This is a genomic window from Candidatus Synchoanobacter obligatus (genome assembly GCF_024259865.1).
Lineage (GTDB): Bacteria > Pseudomonadota > Gammaproteobacteria > Comchoanobacterales > Comchoanobacteraceae > Synchoanobacter > Synchoanobacter obligatus.
Map to the genome: position 1 here is coordinate 274,296 of NZ_JAKUDN010000001.1, position 20,000 is coordinate 294,295.

The window sequence follows — 20,000 nt, forward strand, 5'->3', positions numbered from 1 at the left end:
GAAACTAACCCTGCCCAAACGCATCAAAGACAAGCCCCCTGCACAATCAGCGAATACAAAAAAACCTGCTACTCCAAAAGAACCTGAGACGCCGGTTGAAGCAATTCCTAGCCCGCAAGAAGAAGTTACTCCTGTTGAAGTGGCACCGAAACCAGTGAAGAAGCCAGAGGTTACATCAACAGTAAGCGCCATTGAGCTTAACGATGAAACCAGCCTTGCAGAATTGGCGACAAAAACCAAACTCAGCGAAACAGATCTTGCACAAGTATTCTTTAATCATGGCTATATGATTAAAAAGAATGACCCTATTGATTTCGACACTGCAGCGCTTCTGCTTGATACTCTAAATATCAGCACACAGCTTAAAACAACGAAAGCACCCAATCAAGTTATCGCAAACACGCCTCATGAAGGGGCAAAAGACGTTAAGACACCTGTCGTGACCATTATGGGCCATGTTGACCACGGAAAAACATCTTTAGTGGATTATATTCGATCAACCAAGGTTGCGGCAAAAGAAGCCGGCGGTATTACTCAGCATATCGGTGCATACCAGGTTAAAACAAGTCGTGGGCTCATTACCTTTTTAGATACTCCTGGGCACGAAGCATTCTCTGCAATGCGGGGACGTGGCGCCAACATCACTGATATCATTATCCTGATTATTGCTGCTAACGATGGCCTAAAGCCTCAAACCATTGAGTCCATACAGCATGCAAAGTCAACTCAAACGCCCATGGTTGTTGCAATTACCAAGATGGATATTGCCGAGTCTGGTACTGTTGACCAAATTTTGAGTGAGCTGGCTAGCCATGCAGTGGTCACTGAAGCGTGGGGCGGTGATGTTCCTGTCGCAAAAATTTCTTCCAAAACAGGCGAAGGAATTGATGAGTTGCTCGAACTCATCTCACTACAATCTGAGCTTTTAGAGTTATCTGCATTCCCTGATGCCACTGTATCCGCCCGGGTGTGTGAAGCAAAAATTGATCGTGGTAGAGGGGCTGTTATCACCTTGCTCATCGAATCAGGCACTCTGAAAAAAGGTGACATTCTTTCTATTGGACCTGGATACGGTAAAGTCAGAACAATGGTCAATGCTTTAAACAAGCCATTAAAGTCAGCCCCTCCAGCAACGCCAGTAGAAATTACTGGGATATCGCCTTTGCCCAAAGCGGGTGATAGCGCCCAAGCGTATCCCGATGAAAAATCAGCCAGACTTGCTGCTGAAAGATTTAGTGATTCCAGTACCAACAACAAGTCCAAACACTCTTTAACCTTGGATGATTTGTTCAACAAAGAACCCGAGAAATTGCAACTGAATTTAATCCTGAAAGCCGATACCCACGGGTCTCTTGAAGCCATATCCACAATATTGAATGACATTAATGAAGAAGGCACCGAAGTTAATCTCTTGGATGCCCAAGTAGGCAGCATCAACTCATCTGATGTCACCTTGGCCGCAAGTACCCAAGCTGAAATTATTGCGTTTCATGTGAGCATTGAATCTACCGCCAAAAAACTTCTTGACCAGCAGACAGTATCCGCCAAACAGTTCAAAATTATTTATCAGCTTATTGACCATGTTAAAGAATCACTGGTTCGCCTGAAAGGCCCGATCATGAAGGAAACCTCTCTTGGTCAGGCTGAAGTAAAGGCTGTATTCCGCTCTTCTAAATTTGGCCAAATTGCTGGTTGCATTGTCACAGATGGGACCATTCAACGCGGGAAAATGGCTCGTATTAGACGAAAAGATGACATCATCTTTGAAGGTGACATCGCTTCTATCAAACGAGAAAAAGAAACACTCACTGAAGCCAGAAAAAACACCGAATGTGGGCTTGGCATTAAAAACTTTGCTGAAGCCGCTGTTGGGGATAAAATTGAATGCTACATGTTAGAAGAAGATGTATAAAAAAGAAAACCATAGTCTTGCAAGAATTAATAAAAATCTAATTGCATCAATCAATCAGTGGCTCATTATGAACCGTGAGATCGATGAGCGCATTCTAACACTCAGAATAGATCGCCTTGACACCTCAAAAGACTTATCATCAACAAAAGTCTATATCTACCACGAAAACAACGCTGAAAGCTTGGCTAAAAAGTTAAACAAACACCATTCTCACCCCATCCACCAGTATCTGTTTCAGAACCTAAGAATCCGTCGGGTTCCTAAGATAAAATTTATTGCGACTGATCGAGTCTCTCCTGAGCAAGAAATTATACAACTACTCAATGACATCGATGATAAGTCTTGATCATGGTTTCCTCATTGTCAACAAACCAAAAGGAATCAGCTCTAGGAAATTGGTCGATCAAGTCAGACGATTAACACCCCATAAAGTTGGACATACTGGAACACTTGATCCCCTAGCATCTGGCATGATGGTTATTGCTATTGGAAATGCGACACGATTCAGCCAATGGATCGTCTCCAAAGATAAATGCTATGATGCCCACATTCAATTTGGCGCTCAAACATCTACTGATGATGCGGAAGGTGAGACCATCCACACCAGCCAAACGATCATAAACTTAGAACAACTTAATGCCGCACTGCCCTCCTTTACCGGCAAGATATCTCAAGTGCCGCCTCAATACAGTGCCATACATATTAATGGTAAACGAGCCTATAAACTGGCTCGTGCCAATCAAGAAGTCTTGATGCCCAGTAGAGACATCACTGTCTATAAAATAGAATGCCTGAGCTTTGATGTGAAACAACAACAAGCCTTGGTACGCATTCATTGCCAATCTGGCACGTATATTCGATCTATTGCCAGAGACATTGGTTTGCACATGAACTCAAGAGCCTATCTTTCTGATTTAAAACGCTTATGGGTTTCCCCATTTGAAGATATGCCATTATTAGATCTAGACCATGAACACCTCAGCGTACTTGATTTAGAGACTTACTTTACCCAGCATAGTGGTATGCCCATTGTAGATTTAAATCAAGACCAAGCGCTCAGCCTGGCCCATGGCAAAAGAATTACCTTAAGCCTAACACAAGTAACTGCTGCCTTTTATCAAAAATCTTTTATAGGGATCATTGAACCTATTAAAGAAGGTGAATTCAAAAGCCTCAAACTCATTCCTAACGTGCTGTCTGCAATTGTGTGATCAAGATAACGCCTCAGGCTACTTTATTCATCACTGTTCCTTGACTTCCCTGACCACAACGGGTGTGTCATGGTAGAAAATATTATGTTAAACATAGCAAATCATGCGATAGATGAATTACTTAATCGTCATTTGCTATAGAAAGAGCCGTAAAAAAGACTTGTATCACGAGAAAAAAACAGTTAATATTGTGAGTATTTTTATAGAAACCTAAAAACAGATTGGGAGATAATATGTCAACTGACAACCAAAATATCGACATTTCAGCCTATAAACGGTCCGAAAACGACTGTGGATCGCCTGAATATCAGATTGCTAAATTGACAAAACAAATTGCTGAGCTTACAGGGCATTGTCAACAAAACAAAAAAGACAAAAGTGCAATCAAAGGCATGGTGTCTCGTGTGAATAAAAGAAAAAAACTACTAAAATACCTGTATAATACATCTTACAGCACCTTTACCAAAATTGTTAAAGAACTCAAGATCAGATACAGGATAGCACAGTGACTACAGCCAAATACGCTTCATTAAGCAACAAGCTTCAAACAAGCTTTCAGTTCGGTAATCAAACCGTAACTCTTACCGCAGACTATTTGGCGAAGCAAGCCAATGCCAGTGTGCTTATTCAAATGGGTGATACCTGCGTTCATATTGCTATCACTACGGGTCCATCTCCGGAAAATACCGACTTTTTACCACTCATGGTAACGGCTGTTCGAAGACACTACTCAACTGGCCAGATTGCTGGTGGGTATATCAAACGGGAAAATACCCGAGGAACTGAAGATGAAATCTTACTATCCCGGCTGATAGATCGTGCTATTCGTCCCCTATTCCCTGATAATTTCAATGATGAAGTTCAAGTATACTGTTATATCATGTCTGTGGATCCTAACGTTACCCCAGACGTACCAGCATTTTTAGGTGTGAGTGCCGCTCTGGCAATTTCAAATCTACCCTTCAATGACATTATTTCTGCAATCAAGATAGGTCGAGAAGGTGACAACTATACCGTTAACCCTAGCAACCAAGAATTGGCATCATCCAGCATGAATCTATTTTTAGCGGCTAAAGGTGGTGAGAGTGGTGATGGTATTATCATGATTGAGGCCAGTGCCAATGAAATCAGTGAAGATCAAGCGCTTTCTGCCATTCCTTTTGGCATTGAAAGCATGCGCCCTGTATTTGATGGGATTCAAGAATTTCAAAAAGCGTATAAAGCCAAGCACCCTTCTTTTGCAAAACGTGCAGCGCCAGCGCCTAAAGACTTTAGTGAGCTCATCGAGCTTTTAAAAGAAGAAGCCCATGCTTCTTATGAAACTGCTTATAAGATCACCAACAAGCTTGAGCGTAAAGAGAAAATCAAAGCAGATCATAAAGCATTGATTAAAAAGCACGAAGAGCAACATGCGCCTCAGCTTTTAACAGAAGCACTTGAGCGCATCAACAAGCAATGGGTTCGTGACTTTATGTTTAGCCAAAAACAACGTATCGATGGCAGACAGTTTACTGAAATCAGACCTATTGAGTCTGAGACCAGTGTGCTTCCACGAGTGCATGGTGACTGTGTATTCCAACGTGGTGAAACCCAAACTTATGTGGCTGCAACATTGGCTGCTGTTGGCAAAGGTGAGAACTACGAATCCTTGATTGGTGAAGAGTCTAAAAGAGACTTTATGCTCTACTATAACTTCCCACCATATTGTGTGGGTGAAGTTGGCCGTATGGGTCCACCGAAGAGACGTGAGATTGGACATGGAAACTTAGCACGAAGAGCGCTTATTGCAGTACTTCCTAACCAAGAAGTATTCCCTTACACCATTCGTGTAGTTTCAGAGACCATGGAGTCTAATGGCTCTAGCTCAATGGCAACTGTATGTGGTGCCACTCTTTCCATGATGGCTGCAGGAGTGCCTATTAGCAAACCTGTCGCAGGTATTGCGATGGGACTGCTTAAGTCTGACAGCGACCAATGCATATTAAGTGATATCCTAGGTGATGAAGATCACCTTGGCGACATGGATCTTAAAGTAGCTGGTACAGATAGCGGTATTACTGCCCTGCAAATGGATATTAAAATTGATGGTATCACGCATGACATGCTGGTTTCTGCACTGAATCAAGCCAAAGAAGGCCGTCTTCATATCCTAGGCGAAATGAGTAAAACACTCTCCGCTGTCCAGGAAGTATCACCATTAGCACCTCGTATGATTAACTTTAATATCAAAACTGATAAGATTAGAGAAGTCATTGGTAAAGGCGGTGCGGTTATTCGTGAGATTATTGAAAGATTTGGTGTTGAAATTGACATCACTGATGATGGTTCGGTAACAATCAGTGCCGTTGATGGTGCTGCTGGTGAAGCGTGTAAAGCTCATATCTTAGATTTAGTCAGTGAGCTTGAAGTTGGACAAGTTTTTGAAGGCAAGATCACTAAAATACTAGATTTTGGTGCGGTTGTTGACCTTAGTGGTGGTAAAGATGGATTCTTGCATATCTCTCAGATCTCCCATCAAAGAGTTAATAACATTCATGACTACTTGAGTCTTGGACAAAACGTCAAGGTGAAGGTTTCTGAGATTGATCGTAACAACAAAGTTCGATTGTCTATGAAGGAGTTTGAGTCTGAGCAAACGTCAGAATAGTCTTCTTCTAGCGATACCTCGCATTTGTCAGAGCTTTGCAATCCTATTCTCATGGACACTAGAAAAGCTAAGCTCTAGACATGCCTTGGGCCTGTACTTTTTTAAGTTAAGGCCCTTTGCATTACTCCTGTGTATTCCCATCTATATGCCAGCCCAATACTTCATCCTCTACAAAAAAAGATGCCAAGACCAGCTTATTGATCGTGCACTGAGCACCACTTCTCACAAATATAGATCCGGTGGTGCATGGCATTGGATACTGCTGATCGAACAATACTTATATGCCTTTGTTTATGTGCTGTATGACTTCTTGTCCATGTTCAATATTATCAGTTACTTGTTTATGGGAACGCTACACATCACAGCCCTTCCTCAAGAAACCATCTTTTTTGGCTTAAGCGTCATCTATGCTTGTTGCGTCCATTATATGTGTCGCATGCCGGACTTAGAGCAACAATATAGTGCGCTTCAGCAGATTATGGCTCAAAAGCCACTAGAGATCACAAAAAGTGCATTAATCTATGCCCTTATCCCTTTATGTCCCATTGTTGGTTTTCTAACATTATCAGCCACTGCTGCTTTTTCACCAGCTCTTGCAATAGCACTATTATTTGCAACTGGATACTTCTGCTACAAACATGCCACACAAATTACTGTTGGGTCATATAGCAGCTGGCTACAGCTATCATTATTTTCATCACTACAACATTTTAGCCGAATCATTAACCGTCAACTGCAGACATTTGGAGTATCCACCATAACACCTTTATTGGCATTTATATCCAATGCTGTATTTTTATGTGTTGCGGTGGGCTATGGTGCCATTTATATTTCATCTGCAGTCAGGAAACAAATTATTCTTAACGACTTACCCTCTCCACCACCCTCAACAGCTAGTTTACATGACCCCATTGCTTCAAAAGCTCATCCATAGTTTCCAATTCCTCCCAGGAATTGGTGAAAAAACCGCACAACGTTTTGTACATCACATCTTTGGGCACCAAAAGCACTTAGCACAAGGTTTTGCTGAAACCCTTTTAGAGGCCATTGAAAAGATTAAACATTGTCAAAGGTGCCAGAACTTAAGTGAGGATGACTTATGCCAAATATGCGCCTCATCAGAGCGGGATGAATCTATCTTATGTATTGTTGAACATCCCTCAAATGTGAGTATCTTTGAATCAACGCAATCCTATGATGGTAAATACTTTGTACTTCATGGGGTACTATCACCTATTAATGGCGTAGGACCTCAAGACCTTGGGATTGGAAAACTCGACATTCTATTAAAACAACATCCTATCAAGGAAGTACTCATTGCGACCAGTAGTAAAGTAGAAGGGGAAGCCACTGCCTATTACCTTTACGAATACTTAAATGACAAAGTGGCTAAGATAACCCGTCCTGCGCATGGACTGCCTATTGGCGGATCTCTGGACTATATTGATGGCCAAACACTCACACGTGCGCTGAGAGGTCGTCAAGAGATGGTTGATTAAACCCCTCCTCCTAACAATGGTTGCCTAAGAGGATGTAAGGAACGTACTTTGGATTGGCCACCAATACCATCTTTTAAACCTTTAGCACATGCGGATAAATCATGGGTAACACGACGAATATCCTCAATATCACCCGTTGACGGCATCACCTTCCCAGATTGTTTATAAACAACCTGACTCTTACCTATCTTCTCAATCAAACTTGAAATACTCACCATCTCCCCAGATAGGCTTGAAGCCACTACTCCATCCAAAGACAGCTTAGACACAACATCCACAATGACAACAAAGATCACTGACGCTGCCAACAAATTCCCAAATACTGCGCTTTGGTTCACATAATCCACTTCCAAAGACTTCATGGCTTTCAAAAAATCGTGATATTGTTTTTTGGGGAGTAATGAACGGATTGGTTTGAAAAATGCTTTACGGCATTTATCTGACCAGATCTTTTGCGTATCTCCTAACACCCTTTTCATATAATCTGATATAGCCGTACTTGGTTCATACATTATCTTCCCCCCTCAATGCCTTTCAAATAAACACATTGCCAATATAAGTAATTTCAGATAACATTACAAACAATGATATTTGCTAATTTTATGGATCCAACCCAACTATTTCTCTCACTGGAAGACACGCCTGAAATCGAGTCTTTACAATACTACATCACCAGTGAATTGATCTTGGAACCTAAACCTGAAAAGTTATTAGAACTCACAAAACTACTGGATGCACATTTAAAACATGACAGTAGTTTGAATGACAAACAAGCACAATGTATGCAATATCTTTACAGGGACTGGGGGTATAACCATGTAAAAGAAGACTGTAACACCGAAGACAAAAAAGCATTATTCACCATCAATGAGTCAGAACATCCCAGTGGGCTTTTTTTAGATGCCATCAACTTTGCAAAAAGAAATCCTAAAAACAATCGAAAACTCATCAGCTTTAGCCTGATGCTACTGACCCATTCTGCCAATAGCAGCCATCAAAATACACTTAAGATTGAAGCCATCGAACAATTTTTACACCATATAGAACCGCCATCTTATGAACCCATATACCCAGTAACCAATAACTTACCCATGAAGTTACTACTGACTGCGAATATCTTGGCAAGTATCTACTGTTTATGGTCCATTTCCATTCTCAATCACCCCTTCATATGATTATCTCTATTGCACTGTGCATGATTGCATCATTTTTTATTAGCCATTTCATGCCTGCACCGGTCGTTGCAACCATATCATCCTGCACCATATTGCTATTAATCTTCATGATCTTAATTGATCATGCTTTCGCCAAACGACACCCACTGGCACGAAAAATCCATGCGGCCATAAAGCAACAGCACACTGACAAACATTTATTACTTAATGTGTCGGGCCATTCATGCAATACACTTTTTTCATCAAAAACCACATTAAAGCTCTCTCTACAATATAAAGAATGTGAAATCAACTTGTTTTCAGAGCCCAATGGAGAAAGTTACCTTTGCTTATCTCACCCAAATAATGATATATCCGCCATCATGGCTCTATGGCAACAGCTCAGCAAAACGCAACTAAAGTTTCAGACATTTATGCTCGCAGCATCCCCCAACCAGCTGTCTGAATTACCCCATCTTTTGAGCACAGAATGGCAATTTTATACTCGAATTATGCAAACCTCAAAACAGGTCATGCTCACAGTGACGACAGAGGATATCACACAAGCTTGTCATGCTATCAAAGCATATGGAATCCTACCACCGACCATCATCGCGCCTCCCTATCTAAAATTAACCCATATATTCCATCGCATTACCGTGCAAATTCACCAGATGGTACAATCTATTTTCAGCCAACGAAACGAACTGTGTCTTTGCCCTCCCATCAGTCAAAAAAACCAATCCACCATTTTTTTACTACCCAGCATTATTTCCTCATTAAAACCTCACCTTTTGTCGAGTGCCTCCGGATTACTGCAACACAATATCCCTTTAAGCGCCATTAGCATTTTAATTAGCAGCCCTCCAAAACGATCTTACTTACTGGGCTTAAGTAGGTACCAATACCTATTCTCTCGCTTATTACTCACCTTGATCACATTAGGCTTTATACTGACAGTTTTTAATATCACTGTTTCAAAAAATATTCAAAATACCTTACGTCATGATGAGACGCCGCAGCTGGTACAGCACCTGAATAAAATCAATGGGGTAAAACGATATCATCATATCCAAAAAGAATATTTAACTGTCTTAAAGAATCGGTATTTAGAACATTTTTCTACCGATGAACAACTGTTATTTGAGCGGCTTTTAACCCCCCATCCAAAAGTCAGTTCAGGGTTTCATACCTGGGTTGTTGATATATTAACCCAGCACACTTTAGATGAGCAGTATAAACAGTTTTTAGTCTCAAAGTGGGTGAKAAATCACACGCAGTCAGAAAAAACATTAACCTTATCCATTGCAGCAAAGACCGTTGAGACACCCTATATTCATGATATTTGTTACTACTTTGATCATATCCCTCATGATCAATGCGCCGCTCAGCTACACAATATCAAAACCTATTATGACCATGAAAACCAACTTCTCAACATTGAAGAAACACTGTTGCCTTTAAACTATACGGACTATCAGCAAGTGATACGACAACTCTCATACTTCAAAGCGCATCCCCAGCAATTAGGGGAAGCTGGCAAAGTAAGTTTGCAAAAAACCATGTTACAACTACGCCACACCAAACAACAGCGCTTACTAACAAGAGCAAAGAATACCGCCTCTATTATCCATATGCTCCAGTCAGAATTGGGACAACACATCTTACAGCACCTACTTAACTTTTATACAGCCCTAAGTCATGTTGAAACCAACGAAGAAGCGCATCAGTTTCTTCAAACCATCTATCTGCTTGAGGATCATTCACTCCGACAGCTATTGGATATGCAGCAAGGACTGTCTGAACATCAAGCTCGCTGGTTGGAAGGCTTATTTAAACCCACACTAGACAGGATCGCTAAAAAAGCAACAACGCATTTAAAAGATACCTGGAATCACGATATCCTACCCCATATCAAAAATGCTTCCATATACTATCCATTCAACCCAGAGAGCAGCAAAAGCATTTCCTCAAAAGATATGTTTGCATTATTTGGTAAAAACCAAATTCTTGACACATTCTACCAAAACCATCTCCAAAGCTATGTCCAACTTGATGATGGCAGCATGATAACCAAACCTCTTCCTATAGATTTCAATATTCCAAACCCCGTATTAATGAGCATGATTTATACCCAGCTGATTCAATCTGCCATTGATATAAAACCAGATCATATGCATGCCTCCTGGGCTGCAAACATCAATACTCTATCCCATCCTATCCAAAAAATATCACTCCATAGTAGCGATCATGTCCAAGAGCTCAATCCACAAAACAGTGTTGTCTTACACTGGGATTCACGATACCACACAGGCATTGATGTTTACTTGGAGTCCGGTAAAAAAATCACTTTAATCAAACATGATACTTGGAGCCTTCTCCGGTTTATTGGAATGTTTGAAAAGAATGAAAACCAATATCATTATCAGGATAATCAATTTGATTGGGCACTTGATCTACAACTCTCATCTCAGAAACAAATTGATCTACTCAGTGACCAGATTTTTTATCACTTCCCTCAAAGCCCATGGTAAGCCTTATTTTATTCAATAAAGGATCATCCTGAGTATTATCCATCATTAACGCCATAAGCGCTGGATCCTCTAATAACAACAGCTGGAAAAATTGTTTTTTTTCTAATACTGACAACAGATCGTACTGTGACTTAAAAAACCGAGATATTAAAATATCTAGCTCTAAAATACTTCGTCGGCAACGCCACTCTACTTCAGATTGGCTCATCCATCTACCAATGATAACAACTCTTCATCTCGTGCATGGTTTTCAAAACGTGTATAACGACCTAAGAACGTTAAGACCACTTTCCCAATCGGACCATTTCTTTGCTTACCGATGATAATCTCTGCCAAGCCTTTAGCATCTGATGCCTCATTATACACCTCATCCCGATAAATAAATGCAATAAGGTCAGCATCTTGCTCAATCGCACCTGACTCTCTTAAATCAGACATGATAGGCCGTTTGTCCTGCCGTTGCTCAAGGCTTCTATTTAACTGAGATAAAGCAATCACGGGTGTTTCAAACTCTTTTGCAATGGTTTTTAGCATACGTGAGATCTCAGAGATCTCTAGTGTTCGATTATCCCGCAGCTCTGGTATGCGCATTAACTGCAAATAATCCACCACAATCAAACCAACATCACCATGTGAGCGCACAATACGACGTATTTTAGCACGCATCTGACTGGGCGTAATCCCAGGCGTATCATCTATAAACAATGATGACTCAGACAACATACCCATAGCGGATGTTAACTTGGTCCAACCCTCGTCACAGATATCTCCTGTTCTGAGCTTACCTTGGTCAACCCGAGCTAGTGATGCCAAAAGCCTCATCACCAAAGCATCTGCTGGCATTTCTAGACTGAACACAACCACTGCTTTCTTGCTATTCATAGAGATATTTTCTGCAATATTCATTGCAAAAGCCGTTTTACCCATTGATGGCCTTCCTGCCACAATCACCAAATCAGCTTTTTGTAGACCCGCAGTCATTTGATCCAAATCTTTATAACCGGTTGGTGTTCCTGAAATTGTCCCCGACATTGCTGAAAGCGCATCTAACTTCTCTGCAACCTTAGGGATAATTTCATCAATTTTCACCGGGTCATCATTTTTATCTTGCATCTGGCCGAGTCTAAACAATTCCCGCTCAGATTCATCCAATAAATCAACGACTGGTTTATTGCCTATATTATAAGCGGACTCTGTGGTTTTCTGTGCAAACTGGATCAGCTGCCTCAATAAATACCGGTCCCGAACCAATTGTGCATAAGATTTAATATGAACTGCTGAAGTGGTCTGATTGGCCAAATCAAACAAGTACGTTGTCGAGCCTATTTTCTCTAGCTGCTGAGACTGCTCAAGCTGAGCTTTAACCATCAAAACATCATAGGGCTTGTTGGCTTTTGCAAGATCTAGTATCGCCTGATAAACAATAGAATGGGCTTTGTGATAAAAGCTATCAGGCTGGATCACATCCATCACATGCTCAAGAGACTCTGCATCAATGAGCATAGACCCCAGCAAAGATCGCTCCGCCTCTATCGAGTGCGGAGGCGACTTTGGGGAAATATCATTCATCCTTGCTTCGTGACATTCAAAGTAATTTTAGCCACAACATCAACGTGACAAATAATTTCAACTGGATGCTCACCCAATGCTAGAATCTGACCTTGTGGTAAGATAACATCGCGCTTATTCACAGTCACACCTTCTGCTGCCAACAGCTTTGCAACATCATTTACGCCCAAGCTACCAAACAGTTGGTTCTCTTCATTGGTCTCCACCTTGATAGACAAAGACAATGCTTCAATGACTGCCTGCAATTTCACTGCTGCATCTTTATTTTCTTTTTCACGAGCGTCAATCTCTGCTTTACGCGACTCTAAAACAGCCATGTTATTGGCATCAGCCAGCATCGCAAGATTGTTTGGAATAAGATAGTTACGTGCATAGCCTGCTTTCACAGCCACGACTTCACCACTTCTACCCAAATGATTAACGGATTCTACTAAAATAATCTTCACTTTTCTCTCCTAAAAATTACAGTGAGTCAGGATGTCTGTCGCAATACGGTATCAATGCCAAGATACGTGCCACTTTAATGCTGCGCGTGATTTGACGCTGTTGTCTTGCATTCAAACCTGTTGTACGTCTTGGTAAGATCCGCTTGGTTTCCATAATACAACCCTTCAAAAACCTAACGTTTTTAAAGCTATAAAACTCAGGGTGAGACTCAGTAAATTGGTGCTCAGAAGAATCTTCACCATCAGAGTACAAAGGTGACTTTTCTTCGATCTTCACTGGCATCTTAGCAATCCAGTGTCTTAAAACAGCATCATTGTGCTTCAAGTACGTCTGCTCAATCACTTCAATCAACTCATGAGTTGCCGCGAAGTTAATGTACAAATAATGACCTTTAATTTGACGATTGATGACATAAGCCAACTTTTTACGCCCCCAGTTTTCCATACGGATGACTTCACCGGCATGCTCTTCAACCAAATCTGAATAACGCTGGAGTGTTTCATCTGCTTGCTCACTTTGAGCAGGGTTGATCACGAGGACCATCTCATATATTTTCTTTTCTACCATATCATAGGCTCCTTCTGGTTTACATCAGCGCATATGCGCAAGGACTGGCTATTTATACACCAAAAAAACAATCTTTTCAAGACTCTAATCAATAAACTTTATGTTTTTATCCTTGAAAGATGCTATGCAGTAAAACACCAGTAGCCACTGAAACATTCAAGGTCGACAATCGTTCAGTCGTTGCGATTTTTACCTGATAATCACAGGCTTCAAGAAGCTTCTGCCGAACACCTTCGCCCTCAGAACCCATGACAATCCCCAAACTTCGGTCTAACGGTATGTCTTTCAGTCCAGCATCTGCACGTTCAGACGTTGCAATAAACCAAACCCCTCTGTCTTTTAATTCACTCACCGCTTGGCTTAAGTTACTAACCTGTACCAAAGGCACAACCAATGACCCACCACAAGACACCTGATGCACAGTTTCACTCAGCGGTGCCTGGCCGCGTTGCGGGATGATCACAACATCAATACCAAATGCTGCGGCTGAGCGCATACATGCACCGAAATTATGAGGATCTTGTATCCGATCCAGCACCAACACTCTTGCTTGTTGGCTCACATCAATAGTGGCCAGTGATGCATATTGAAACTGAAATGTTGCCGCAATCCCTTGATGGCGATAAGCCTTAAACTGCGCAGGAAGCTGTTTTAAAACAGTCACTGCAACCTTTTGTTGCTTGGCTTTTTGAACCAAAGCTTGGTATATTTTATGCTTTGCAGATTCCACATATAATGTTGCAGTTTCATGATGCGGGGAAGACAACAATGCCTTAACTGCATGATCCCCATAAACAATTGTCATAGCTAACCTCGAAATAACTCTATCCTACCCAAGGTTTTCATTTTTATCAATAGTCTTTAAAAATCAGTTTACATTATTAACGTTTTCATTCATATTAATCTCATGGATGATTATGAGGCTTCACGATGAATAAACACAATGGCACCTTGGCATGTATTCGCCCAAACAACCAAACTTCATTAAGTATGTTTACAGTATGGATGATCGTGCTTGCCGTATTATCATCTCCAATCATTTCAGCCACACCGCTATCTGGTTTTGCACAAAAGAACTTACTACTGCCGCCACCACCGACTGTCAATGCTGAAGCCTATATTATCATCGATGCAAAAACGGGTTCCATTTTGTCTGAAAAGAATGCGCAAAAAAGAATGGCTCCTGCAAGCCTCACAAAACTGATGACCAGCTATGTTGTCTTTCACGCCCTAAAACAAGGCCACCTTCACCTCAGTGATGACATCCACATTAGCACAAATGCCTGGAAGACTGAGGGCTCAAGGCTATTTTTAAATGAAAACAGCACCATCAATCTACAAACCCTGTTAAAAGGTGTGATTATCACCTCTGGCAATGATGCCAGTGTTGCTATCAGTGAACACTTTGCAGGATCTGAAGATAACTTTGCATTGATCATGAACCGCTATGCTGAAAAAATTGGTTTATCCAGCAGCCATTTCATCACAGCAACAGGCCTTGATCATGAGCAACACTATTCGACTGCCCAAGATCTAGCAACCTTATCTTCTCATATTATTCATGACTTCCCTGAATATTTTCATTGGTTCCACGAACAGTCCATAACCCACAATGGTATCACGCAAAAAAACCGTAACACCCTATTATCCACCCATCCTGAGATTGATGGACTCAAAACAGGTCACACCAATAAAGCGGGATACTGCCTTGCAACAACGGCACAACAAAACAATACCCGTCTGGTTGTCATCACCTTAAACTCGCCTTCAAAAAAGAGTCGTGACAATGATACAATCGCCCTACTCAATTATGGTTTTCGATTCTACGAAACCGCATTGCTCTACCCAAAAGATACCATCATCTCCAATACCCAACTATACCGTGGCGTGATTAGTAACATAGACATAAAAAACAAAGAAACCTGCTGGGCGACCATTCCAAAAGGCACCCACAACAGTATGCAGATTGATTTAGATATCCAAGAACCGCTAACAGCCCCCCAATCACAGGATGTGTCAATTGGGACACTTACTGCAAGCATTGAAGGTCATACTGTTGGTGAGTACCCAGTATACCCCAATGATGACATTCAAGAGACCTCTGGAATAAAATACATGATTGACACCCTCAAGCTATGGGGGCAAGGATGGTTCCTGTAAGCATCAATGGGGTGCTGTCTCCACCAATGATATCAGTATTTGACAGAGGTTTTCTATTTGGGGAGTCCGCTTATGAAGTCATTCCAGTCTACCATCAGCAACCCTTTCAAATTGATGACCATTTGGCACGATTACAAACCAATTGCCAACAGTTAAGTCAAATAACTATTTCAAAGTCTCTAATCAAACAGTGGATCTTCAAATACCTTAGTATGGTCAATAACTGCGATAATCTCTACGTACAAATCACTCCCGGAGCGATTCCTATTCGAAACCACCTATCCCGCACAAACCATTTCACCTGTATCATTCACCAAAGCTTTCATGAAAAAATTGACTTTGATCGCTATAAGATCGGCTTTAATGCCATCACAGTCGCCGACACACGATCAAGTCATTCGCATCTCAAAAGCATACAACTGGCACTCAACACTCAAGCGCTACAAGAAGCGCATGCTCGTGGGTATGATGACGCCATATTTATTAAAAATGGTTATATCACCGAGGCTGCATCCAGCAATGTCTTTGCTGTCATCAACCAAACCCTTGTCACACCACCCACCCAAGGCATTGTTGCAGGGCTTACCCGTCATGCTATTTTAAATATCGCCAAGAACAATCAATTAAAGCACTGTGTTCGCCCCCTATCATTAGAGGATCTTCAATCAGCCAGTGAAGTCTTTTTATCATCATCCATTAAATTATTAAAACCCATTAAAACAATCGAGAAATTCTATCAAAACCTACATGGGCATCCATACTGGGAACAGCTATTTCAATTATTGATGAAGCACATTGACCATGCAACGCACCAAACCCAATATTGAGCACTTAGGACGGGTAAATTATCAAACCCTCTATCCAAGAATGCTTGAGCATGTTAAACAACAAAAGCCCTGTGCTATCTGGGTTTTAGAGCATTTTCCGGTCTATACCCAAGGTAAACGGTCCCTGCCAGAGCATATTCTCCATCACAATACCATTCCCGTTGTCTCAACCGACCGTGGCGGCCAAGTTACTTATCACGGACCTGGGCAAATGATTGTCTATCCCCTGTTAAAATTAGACCAATGGCATCTCTCACCGCTGGAACTGGTTAAGCGCTTAGAAATATGCACCACGAAAGCTTTAGCACAATTTAACATTAAAGCCTATCATGACCCTGATGCCAGAGGTGTCTATATCAACCAACAAAAGATTGCATCCATTGGTTTAAAAATCAAACAAGGTATGTCCTATCATGGCATTGCCATTAACCTCAACACCAATCTAGATGCCTTTCAAGCCATTGTGCCTTGTGGCAACCCCAGCCTCACGTTAACCAATCTCTGCCTTCATACCCCAACGTTTCATCAATTCCCAAATGTCTGGTTAAAACTCTTCCTAGAAATGCTTTGAACATAACGGTATACTGTGGCTAGTGACAGAATGGACATTCATGAACGACACAACGAAACAGCGCGGCTATCAAAAGCTTCAGCACATCACCATTGAATCAACGACCCCGATACCTCGGCATAACAAGCCCAAAATCAGACCCTCAGCAAAACAAATTCAAGAAGTCAGTCAACTTAAGAAACTTTTTTCTCAACAAAACTTAGTCACCGTCTGTGAAGAAGCCAACTGCCCGAATCTAATCGAATGCTATAGCCATAAAATTGCGACTTTTATGATTATGGGTGACAAATGCACCAGACGTTGCGCATTTTGTGATGTTGCCCATGGCAAACCCAACCCACTGGATCCTGAAGAACCCAGAAAACTGGCTGAAACGATTAAAAACATGGGCTTAAAGTACATCGTTATTACCTCCGTAGATCGTGACGACTTAAGAGATGGTGGGGCCAATCACTTTGTGCAATGCATTCAAGCTATTCGGCAAACAATACCCAAAATAAAAATCGAAGTCCTGGTACCTGATTTCAAAAAACGTCATCAATTGGCTTTATCTATCCTCAAACAATCTCCCCCAGACGTATTCAATCACAATATTGAAACCATACCTCGATTATATAAAACCGCTCGTGTGGGTTCAGACTACCAGCACTCACTCACACTATTAAAAGAGTTTCATGACCAACACCCATCCATTCCCACAAAGTCTGGGATTATGGTTGGGCTTGGAGAAACTGATGAAGAGCTGATAGAAGTATTCCAAGACTTACGAGACCATCATGTCTCTATGATTACCATTGGCCAATACCTTGCACCAAGCCCACATCACATGCCTGTATCCAGGTATTTATCAGAAGAAGGCTTCCTAGAACTGGGATCCATGGCTCATGAAATGGGATTCAGTAGTGTTGCAAGTGGGCCATTGGTTCGCTCATCCTACCACGCCGACAAACAAGCAGAGACATTGAATGACACTATATGATATCCTACCCGCCATTGGGAGCTTTTTTCAGTCACACCCTTATTGGGGGATTCTACTCTCTGGCTTTATTGCTTTTATTGAGTCCTTAGCCATTATTGGCAGTATTGTCCCTGGTTCTATTGTCATGACCATTGTCGGTTTTCTCTTAGGCATCGGCGCCATCCCTCTAAAGGCCACACTGATTAGCATCTTTATTGGTGCATTTATTGGAGACTTCATTAGCTATGGCGTTGGCTATTATTATAAAAACAGTATCGCGCAACATCATTGGATTCAACCTTACAACCATTGGATCCTTCATGGTGAAGCCTTCATGCGAAAACACGGACCATTGAGTATCATCATTGGACGTTTTTTTGGCCCAATGCGTAGCATGATCCCTTTAATTGCGGGGATAACAACCATGAACCTAACCGCCTTCACACTCTCAATCATTCCCACCATTATCCTCTGGTCCTTTGTGTATCTTACCCCTGGCGCACTGATGGGCGCCCTTTCCATTGATATGGGAGAGTCCATGTTCACTGCCATGGTCTACAAGACGTTAATGGTTGCTTTCTATATTGCGCTGTGGCAAGCCACTGCGATCATAGTCAGCATCATCCATCCATACATCAAACGTCTATTACCCCAGCAATTAACGGCAGTCAACCTAACACATCTCCTCAAATCTATGGTGCTCCTGATGGTCATTGGGATATTATTTCATGACTACTTACTCCAAAAAGATTATATCTTATCACTCAACAAAGCCTTTTATCATTTAAGCGAGACTTATTCATCCACCCAACACATTTTATTATCTCAAAAGATTTCTGCTCTAACAGACCCCGGCACCTCTTTGCTCATTATCAACGCATCATTTTGCTCGGTACTGTATTACCACCGCCACTCCAAGTTGCTACGACACTGGATCCTCATTTTAGCGGGCTGCTATACTATTATTACCGCACTGAAATATAACCTACACTTTGAGAGACCATCAACATTACTAGACAACACCAGCTTCCCTAGCGGCCATGTTATCATACCAGGGATTATGCTACTTCTCGCCTCCACTGTGATTGAATACAAATCCTATGCCATCGCCATTACCCTACGCCGCTTTAGCGTGATCTTATTACTCCTAGTCGGTTTATCACGGATTATTTTACAAGCCCACTGGGCCATAGACATTTTAATCAGTTACTTGGTTACCTGGGCAATATGGCATTTGATCTCAGTATGGAAAAATCARCTAATCCCCATGATTAGCTCTCGTCATATTAAACTGCTTAGCGCCAGCACCTTTATGGCTATCATACCACTGCTGTTCCTATACCCTTATATGTCGGCACCCATTTTACCCAAAAGCCCCCTATTACTAACAGTCAACCAATCCAGTGACCTTAAAAACCTGCCAACCGTTCGATACTCAAGAACCGGACATATCAATGCGCCGCTAAACATCATTTGGTCAAAGCCCCGAACTGATATTGAAAACACCCTACTCAGTAATGATTGGAGACAATTACCAAAAACACAAACAGTATCCGGACGGTTGATGGGCTTTTTACGCTTCAATGACTACCAAGAAACCCTACCCTTATTACCACCGCTGCTTAACTTACACGGTCCTGATTTGGTTTTTGTAAAAATTACTCAAAATACCTCCTATATTATTCAGCTATGGCAACTTGAAGGTGCCATGACAACATTCATCGGAACCATTGCTGCAGAAGACTATCCAGAGTCATTCTTTACCAGTAAATTATTCCGATGCCAGACTGGAAGGTTCAATATTGGCAATAACCTACCCAAAGGCTATCAAACTGTACAGCGCGAATCAGAAACACTTGAAAATAGTATTGAATCATTCTGTTGGGATGGTAAAGTTGCCGTATTTACCCATTAAATAATTTGGTATTTAACCTTAGATAAGGT

Annotated in this window: 19 protein-coding genes and 1 pseudogene; 14 read left to right on the top strand and 6 right to left on the bottom strand. The window is 41.5% G+C overall.

The window, feature by feature from the left end:
• Nucleotides 1–199: 199 nt before the first annotated feature.
• The 7 genes and pseudogenes from infB to recR form a co-directional block, all read left to right on the top strand.
• Nucleotides 200–1,912: pseudogene (infB, locus tag MKS91_RS01300) on the top strand (translation initiation factor IF-2); the annotation flags it as partial.
• The gene (locus tag MKS91_RS01305) at nt 1,905–2,258 is read left to right on the top strand and encodes a ribosome-binding factor A (RefSeq protein WP_258569039.1); all 354 of its coding nucleotides are present in this window, start codon (nt 1,905–1,907) and stop codon (nt 2,256–2,258) included. The pseudogene infB and the gene MKS91_RS01305, both read left to right, overlap by 8 nt.
• Nucleotides 2,245–3,123 (top strand): tRNA pseudouridine(55) synthase TruB, encoded by an 879-nt coding sequence (gene truB / locus MKS91_RS01310; RefSeq protein WP_258569040.1) that lies wholly within the window; start codon nt 2,245–2,247, stop codon nt 3,121–3,123. The genes MKS91_RS01305 and truB overlap by 14 nt, the downstream gene beginning before the upstream one ends.
• Before the next feature lie 233 nt (nt 3,124–3,356).
• Nucleotides 3,357–3,632, top strand: a complete 276-nt coding sequence (rpsO, locus tag MKS91_RS01315; protein WP_258569041.1) for a 30S ribosomal protein S15 — start codon at nt 3,357–3,359, stop codon at nt 3,630–3,632.
• Entirely contained in the window at nt 3,629–5,770 is a 2,142-nt protein-coding gene (locus MKS91_RS01320; protein WP_258569042.1) for a polyribonucleotide nucleotidyltransferase, read from the top strand. Before rpsO ends, MKS91_RS01320 begins: the two co-directional genes overlap by 4 nt.
• Nucleotides 5,771–5,915: 145 nt before the next feature.
• Nucleotides 5,916–6,704, top strand: a complete 789-nt coding sequence (locus tag MKS91_RS01325) for a hypothetical protein (protein WP_258569043.1) — start codon at nt 5,916–5,918, stop codon at nt 6,702–6,704.
• Entirely contained in the window at nt 6,673–7,269 is a 597-nt protein-coding gene (recR, locus tag MKS91_RS01330) for a recombination mediator RecR (protein ID WP_258569044.1), read from the top strand. Before MKS91_RS01325 ends, recR begins: the two co-directional genes overlap by 32 nt.
• Here recR and MKS91_RS01335 read toward each other — a convergent pair.
• The gene (locus tag MKS91_RS01335; protein ID WP_258569045.1) at nt 7,266–7,781 is read right to left on the bottom strand and encodes a hypothetical protein; all 516 of its coding nucleotides are present in this window, start codon (nt 7,779–7,781) and stop codon (nt 7,266–7,268) included. The genes recR and MKS91_RS01335 overlap by 4 nt on opposite strands.
• 90 nt (nt 7,782–7,871) lie before the next feature.
• On the opposite strand from MKS91_RS01335, the gene MKS91_RS01340 reads away from it, so the two are divergent.
• Together MKS91_RS01340 and MKS91_RS01345 are read left to right on the top strand one after the other, a co-directional pair.
• Entirely contained in the window at nt 7,872–8,444 is a 573-nt protein-coding gene (locus tag MKS91_RS01340; protein ID WP_258569046.1) for a hypothetical protein, read from the top strand.
• A gap of 50 nt (nt 8,445–8,494) precedes the next feature.
• Entirely contained in the window at nt 8,495–10,957 is a 2,463-nt protein-coding gene (locus MKS91_RS01345; protein ID WP_258569047.1) for a hypothetical protein, read from the top strand.
• On the opposite strand, the gene MKS91_RS01350 is transcribed toward MKS91_RS01345, so the two are convergent.
• The 5 genes from MKS91_RS01350 to rlmB form a co-directional block, all read right to left on the bottom strand.
• Complete coding sequence (locus MKS91_RS01350) at nt 10,914–11,165, bottom strand: FAD assembly factor SdhE (protein WP_258569048.1); 252 nt, start codon at nt 11,163–11,165, stop codon at nt 10,914–10,916. The two genes, MKS91_RS01345 and MKS91_RS01350, sit on opposite strands and share 44 nt — an antisense overlap.
• On the bottom strand, nt 11,162–12,526 hold the full coding sequence (dnaB, locus tag MKS91_RS01355) for a replicative DNA helicase (protein WP_258569049.1): 1,365 nt from the start codon (nt 12,524–12,526) through the stop codon (nt 11,162–11,164). Before dnaB ends, MKS91_RS01350 begins: the two co-directional genes overlap by 4 nt.
• Nucleotides 12,523–12,972 carry a 50S ribosomal protein L9 gene (rplI, locus tag MKS91_RS01360; protein WP_258569050.1) on the bottom strand — a complete coding sequence of 150 codons (450 nt, stop codon included), beginning with the start codon at nt 12,970–12,972 and terminating at the stop codon, nt 12,523–12,525. The genes dnaB and rplI overlap by 4 nt, the downstream gene beginning before the upstream one ends.
• A 16-nt stretch (nt 12,973–12,988) precedes the next feature.
• Nucleotides 12,989–13,540: a 30S ribosomal protein S6 gene (gene rpsF, locus MKS91_RS01365; RefSeq protein WP_258569051.1), complete on the bottom strand. Its 552-nt coding sequence runs from the start codon at nt 13,538–13,540 to the stop codon at nt 12,989–12,991.
• Between the two features lie 106 nt (nt 13,541–13,646).
• Nucleotides 13,647–14,345, bottom strand: a complete 699-nt coding sequence (gene rlmB / locus MKS91_RS01370) for a 23S rRNA (guanosine(2251)-2'-O)-methyltransferase RlmB (protein WP_258569052.1) — start codon at nt 14,343–14,345, stop codon at nt 13,647–13,649.
• Between the two features lie 125 nt (nt 14,346–14,470).
• Between rlmB and MKS91_RS01375 the strand changes: the two genes are divergently transcribed.
• The 5 genes from MKS91_RS01375 to MKS91_RS01395 are packed head-to-tail and all read left to right on the top strand — an operon-like array spanning nt 14,471 to nt 19,971.
• Nucleotides 14,471–15,700 (top strand): D-alanyl-D-alanine carboxypeptidase family protein, encoded by a 1,230-nt coding sequence (locus MKS91_RS01375; protein ID WP_258569053.1) that lies wholly within the window; start codon nt 14,471–14,473, stop codon nt 15,698–15,700.
• The gene (locus MKS91_RS01380; protein ID WP_258569054.1) at nt 15,688–16,527 is read left to right on the top strand and encodes an aminotransferase class IV; all 840 of its coding nucleotides are present in this window, start codon (nt 15,688–15,690) and stop codon (nt 16,525–16,527) included. Before MKS91_RS01375 ends, MKS91_RS01380 begins: the two co-directional genes overlap by 13 nt.
• Complete coding sequence (lipB, locus tag MKS91_RS01385; protein ID WP_258569055.1) at nt 16,502–17,098, top strand: lipoyl(octanoyl) transferase LipB; 597 nt, start codon at nt 16,502–16,504, stop codon at nt 17,096–17,098. Before MKS91_RS01380 ends, lipB begins: the two co-directional genes overlap by 26 nt.
• A gap of 40 nt (nt 17,099–17,138) precedes the next feature.
• On the top strand, nt 17,139–18,077 hold the full coding sequence (lipA, locus tag MKS91_RS01390; RefSeq protein ID WP_258569056.1) for a lipoyl synthase: 939 nt from the start codon (nt 17,139–17,141) through the stop codon (nt 18,075–18,077).
• Nucleotides 18,064–19,971: a VTT domain-containing protein gene (locus tag MKS91_RS01395; RefSeq protein WP_258569057.1), complete on the top strand. Its 1,908-nt coding sequence runs from the start codon at nt 18,064–18,066 to the stop codon at nt 19,969–19,971. The genes lipA and MKS91_RS01395 overlap by 14 nt, the downstream gene beginning before the upstream one ends.
• Nucleotides 19,972–20,000: the final 29 nt, after the last annotated feature.

Coding starts and splice junctions, on each gene's coding strand:
- MKS91_RS01305 (WP_258569039.1), top strand. CDS start 1,905: ATGTATAAAAAAGAAAACCATAGTCTTGCAAGAATTAATAAAAATCTA.
- truB (WP_258569040.1), top strand. CDS start 2,245: ATGATAAGTCTTGATCATGGTTTCCTCATTGTCAACAAACCAAAAGGA.
- rpsO (WP_258569041.1), top strand. CDS start 3,357: ATGTCAACTGACAACCAAAATATCGACATTTCAGCCTATAAACGGTCC.
- MKS91_RS01325 (WP_258569043.1), top strand. CDS start 5,916: ATGCCAGCCCAATACTTCATCCTCTACAAAAAAAGATGCCAAGACCAG.
- recR (WP_258569044.1), top strand. CDS start 6,673: ATGACCCCATTGCTTCAAAAGCTCATCCATAGTTTCCAATTCCTCCCA.
- MKS91_RS01335 (WP_258569045.1), bottom strand. CDS start 7,781: ATGTATGAACCAAGTACGGCTATATCAGATTATATGAAAAGGGTGTTA.
- MKS91_RS01340 (WP_258569046.1), top strand. CDS start 7,872: ATGGATCCAACCCAACTATTTCTCTCACTGGAAGACACGCCTGAAATC.
- MKS91_RS01350 (WP_258569048.1), bottom strand. CDS start 11,165: ATGAGCCAATCTGAAGTAGAGTGGCGTTGCCGACGAAGTATTTTAGAG.
- dnaB (WP_258569049.1), bottom strand. CDS start 12,526: ATGAATGATATTTCCCCAAAGTCGCCTCCGCACTCGATAGAGGCGGAG.
- rpsF (WP_258569051.1), bottom strand. CDS start 13,540: ATGGTAGAAAAGAAAATATATGAGATGGTCCTCGTGATCAACCCTGCT.
- rlmB (WP_258569052.1), bottom strand. CDS start 14,345: ATGACAATTGTTTATGGGGATCATGCAGTTAAGGCATTGTTGTCTTCC.
- MKS91_RS01375 (WP_258569053.1), top strand. CDS start 14,471: ATGAATAAACACAATGGCACCTTGGCATGTATTCGCCCAAACAACCAA.
- MKS91_RS01380 (WP_258569054.1), top strand. CDS start 15,688: ATGGTTCCTGTAAGCATCAATGGGGTGCTGTCTCCACCAATGATATCA.
- lipB (WP_258569055.1), top strand. CDS start 16,502: ATGCAACGCACCAAACCCAATATTGAGCACTTAGGACGGGTAAATTAT.
- lipA (WP_258569056.1), top strand. CDS start 17,139: ATGAACGACACAACGAAACAGCGCGGCTATCAAAAGCTTCAGCACATC.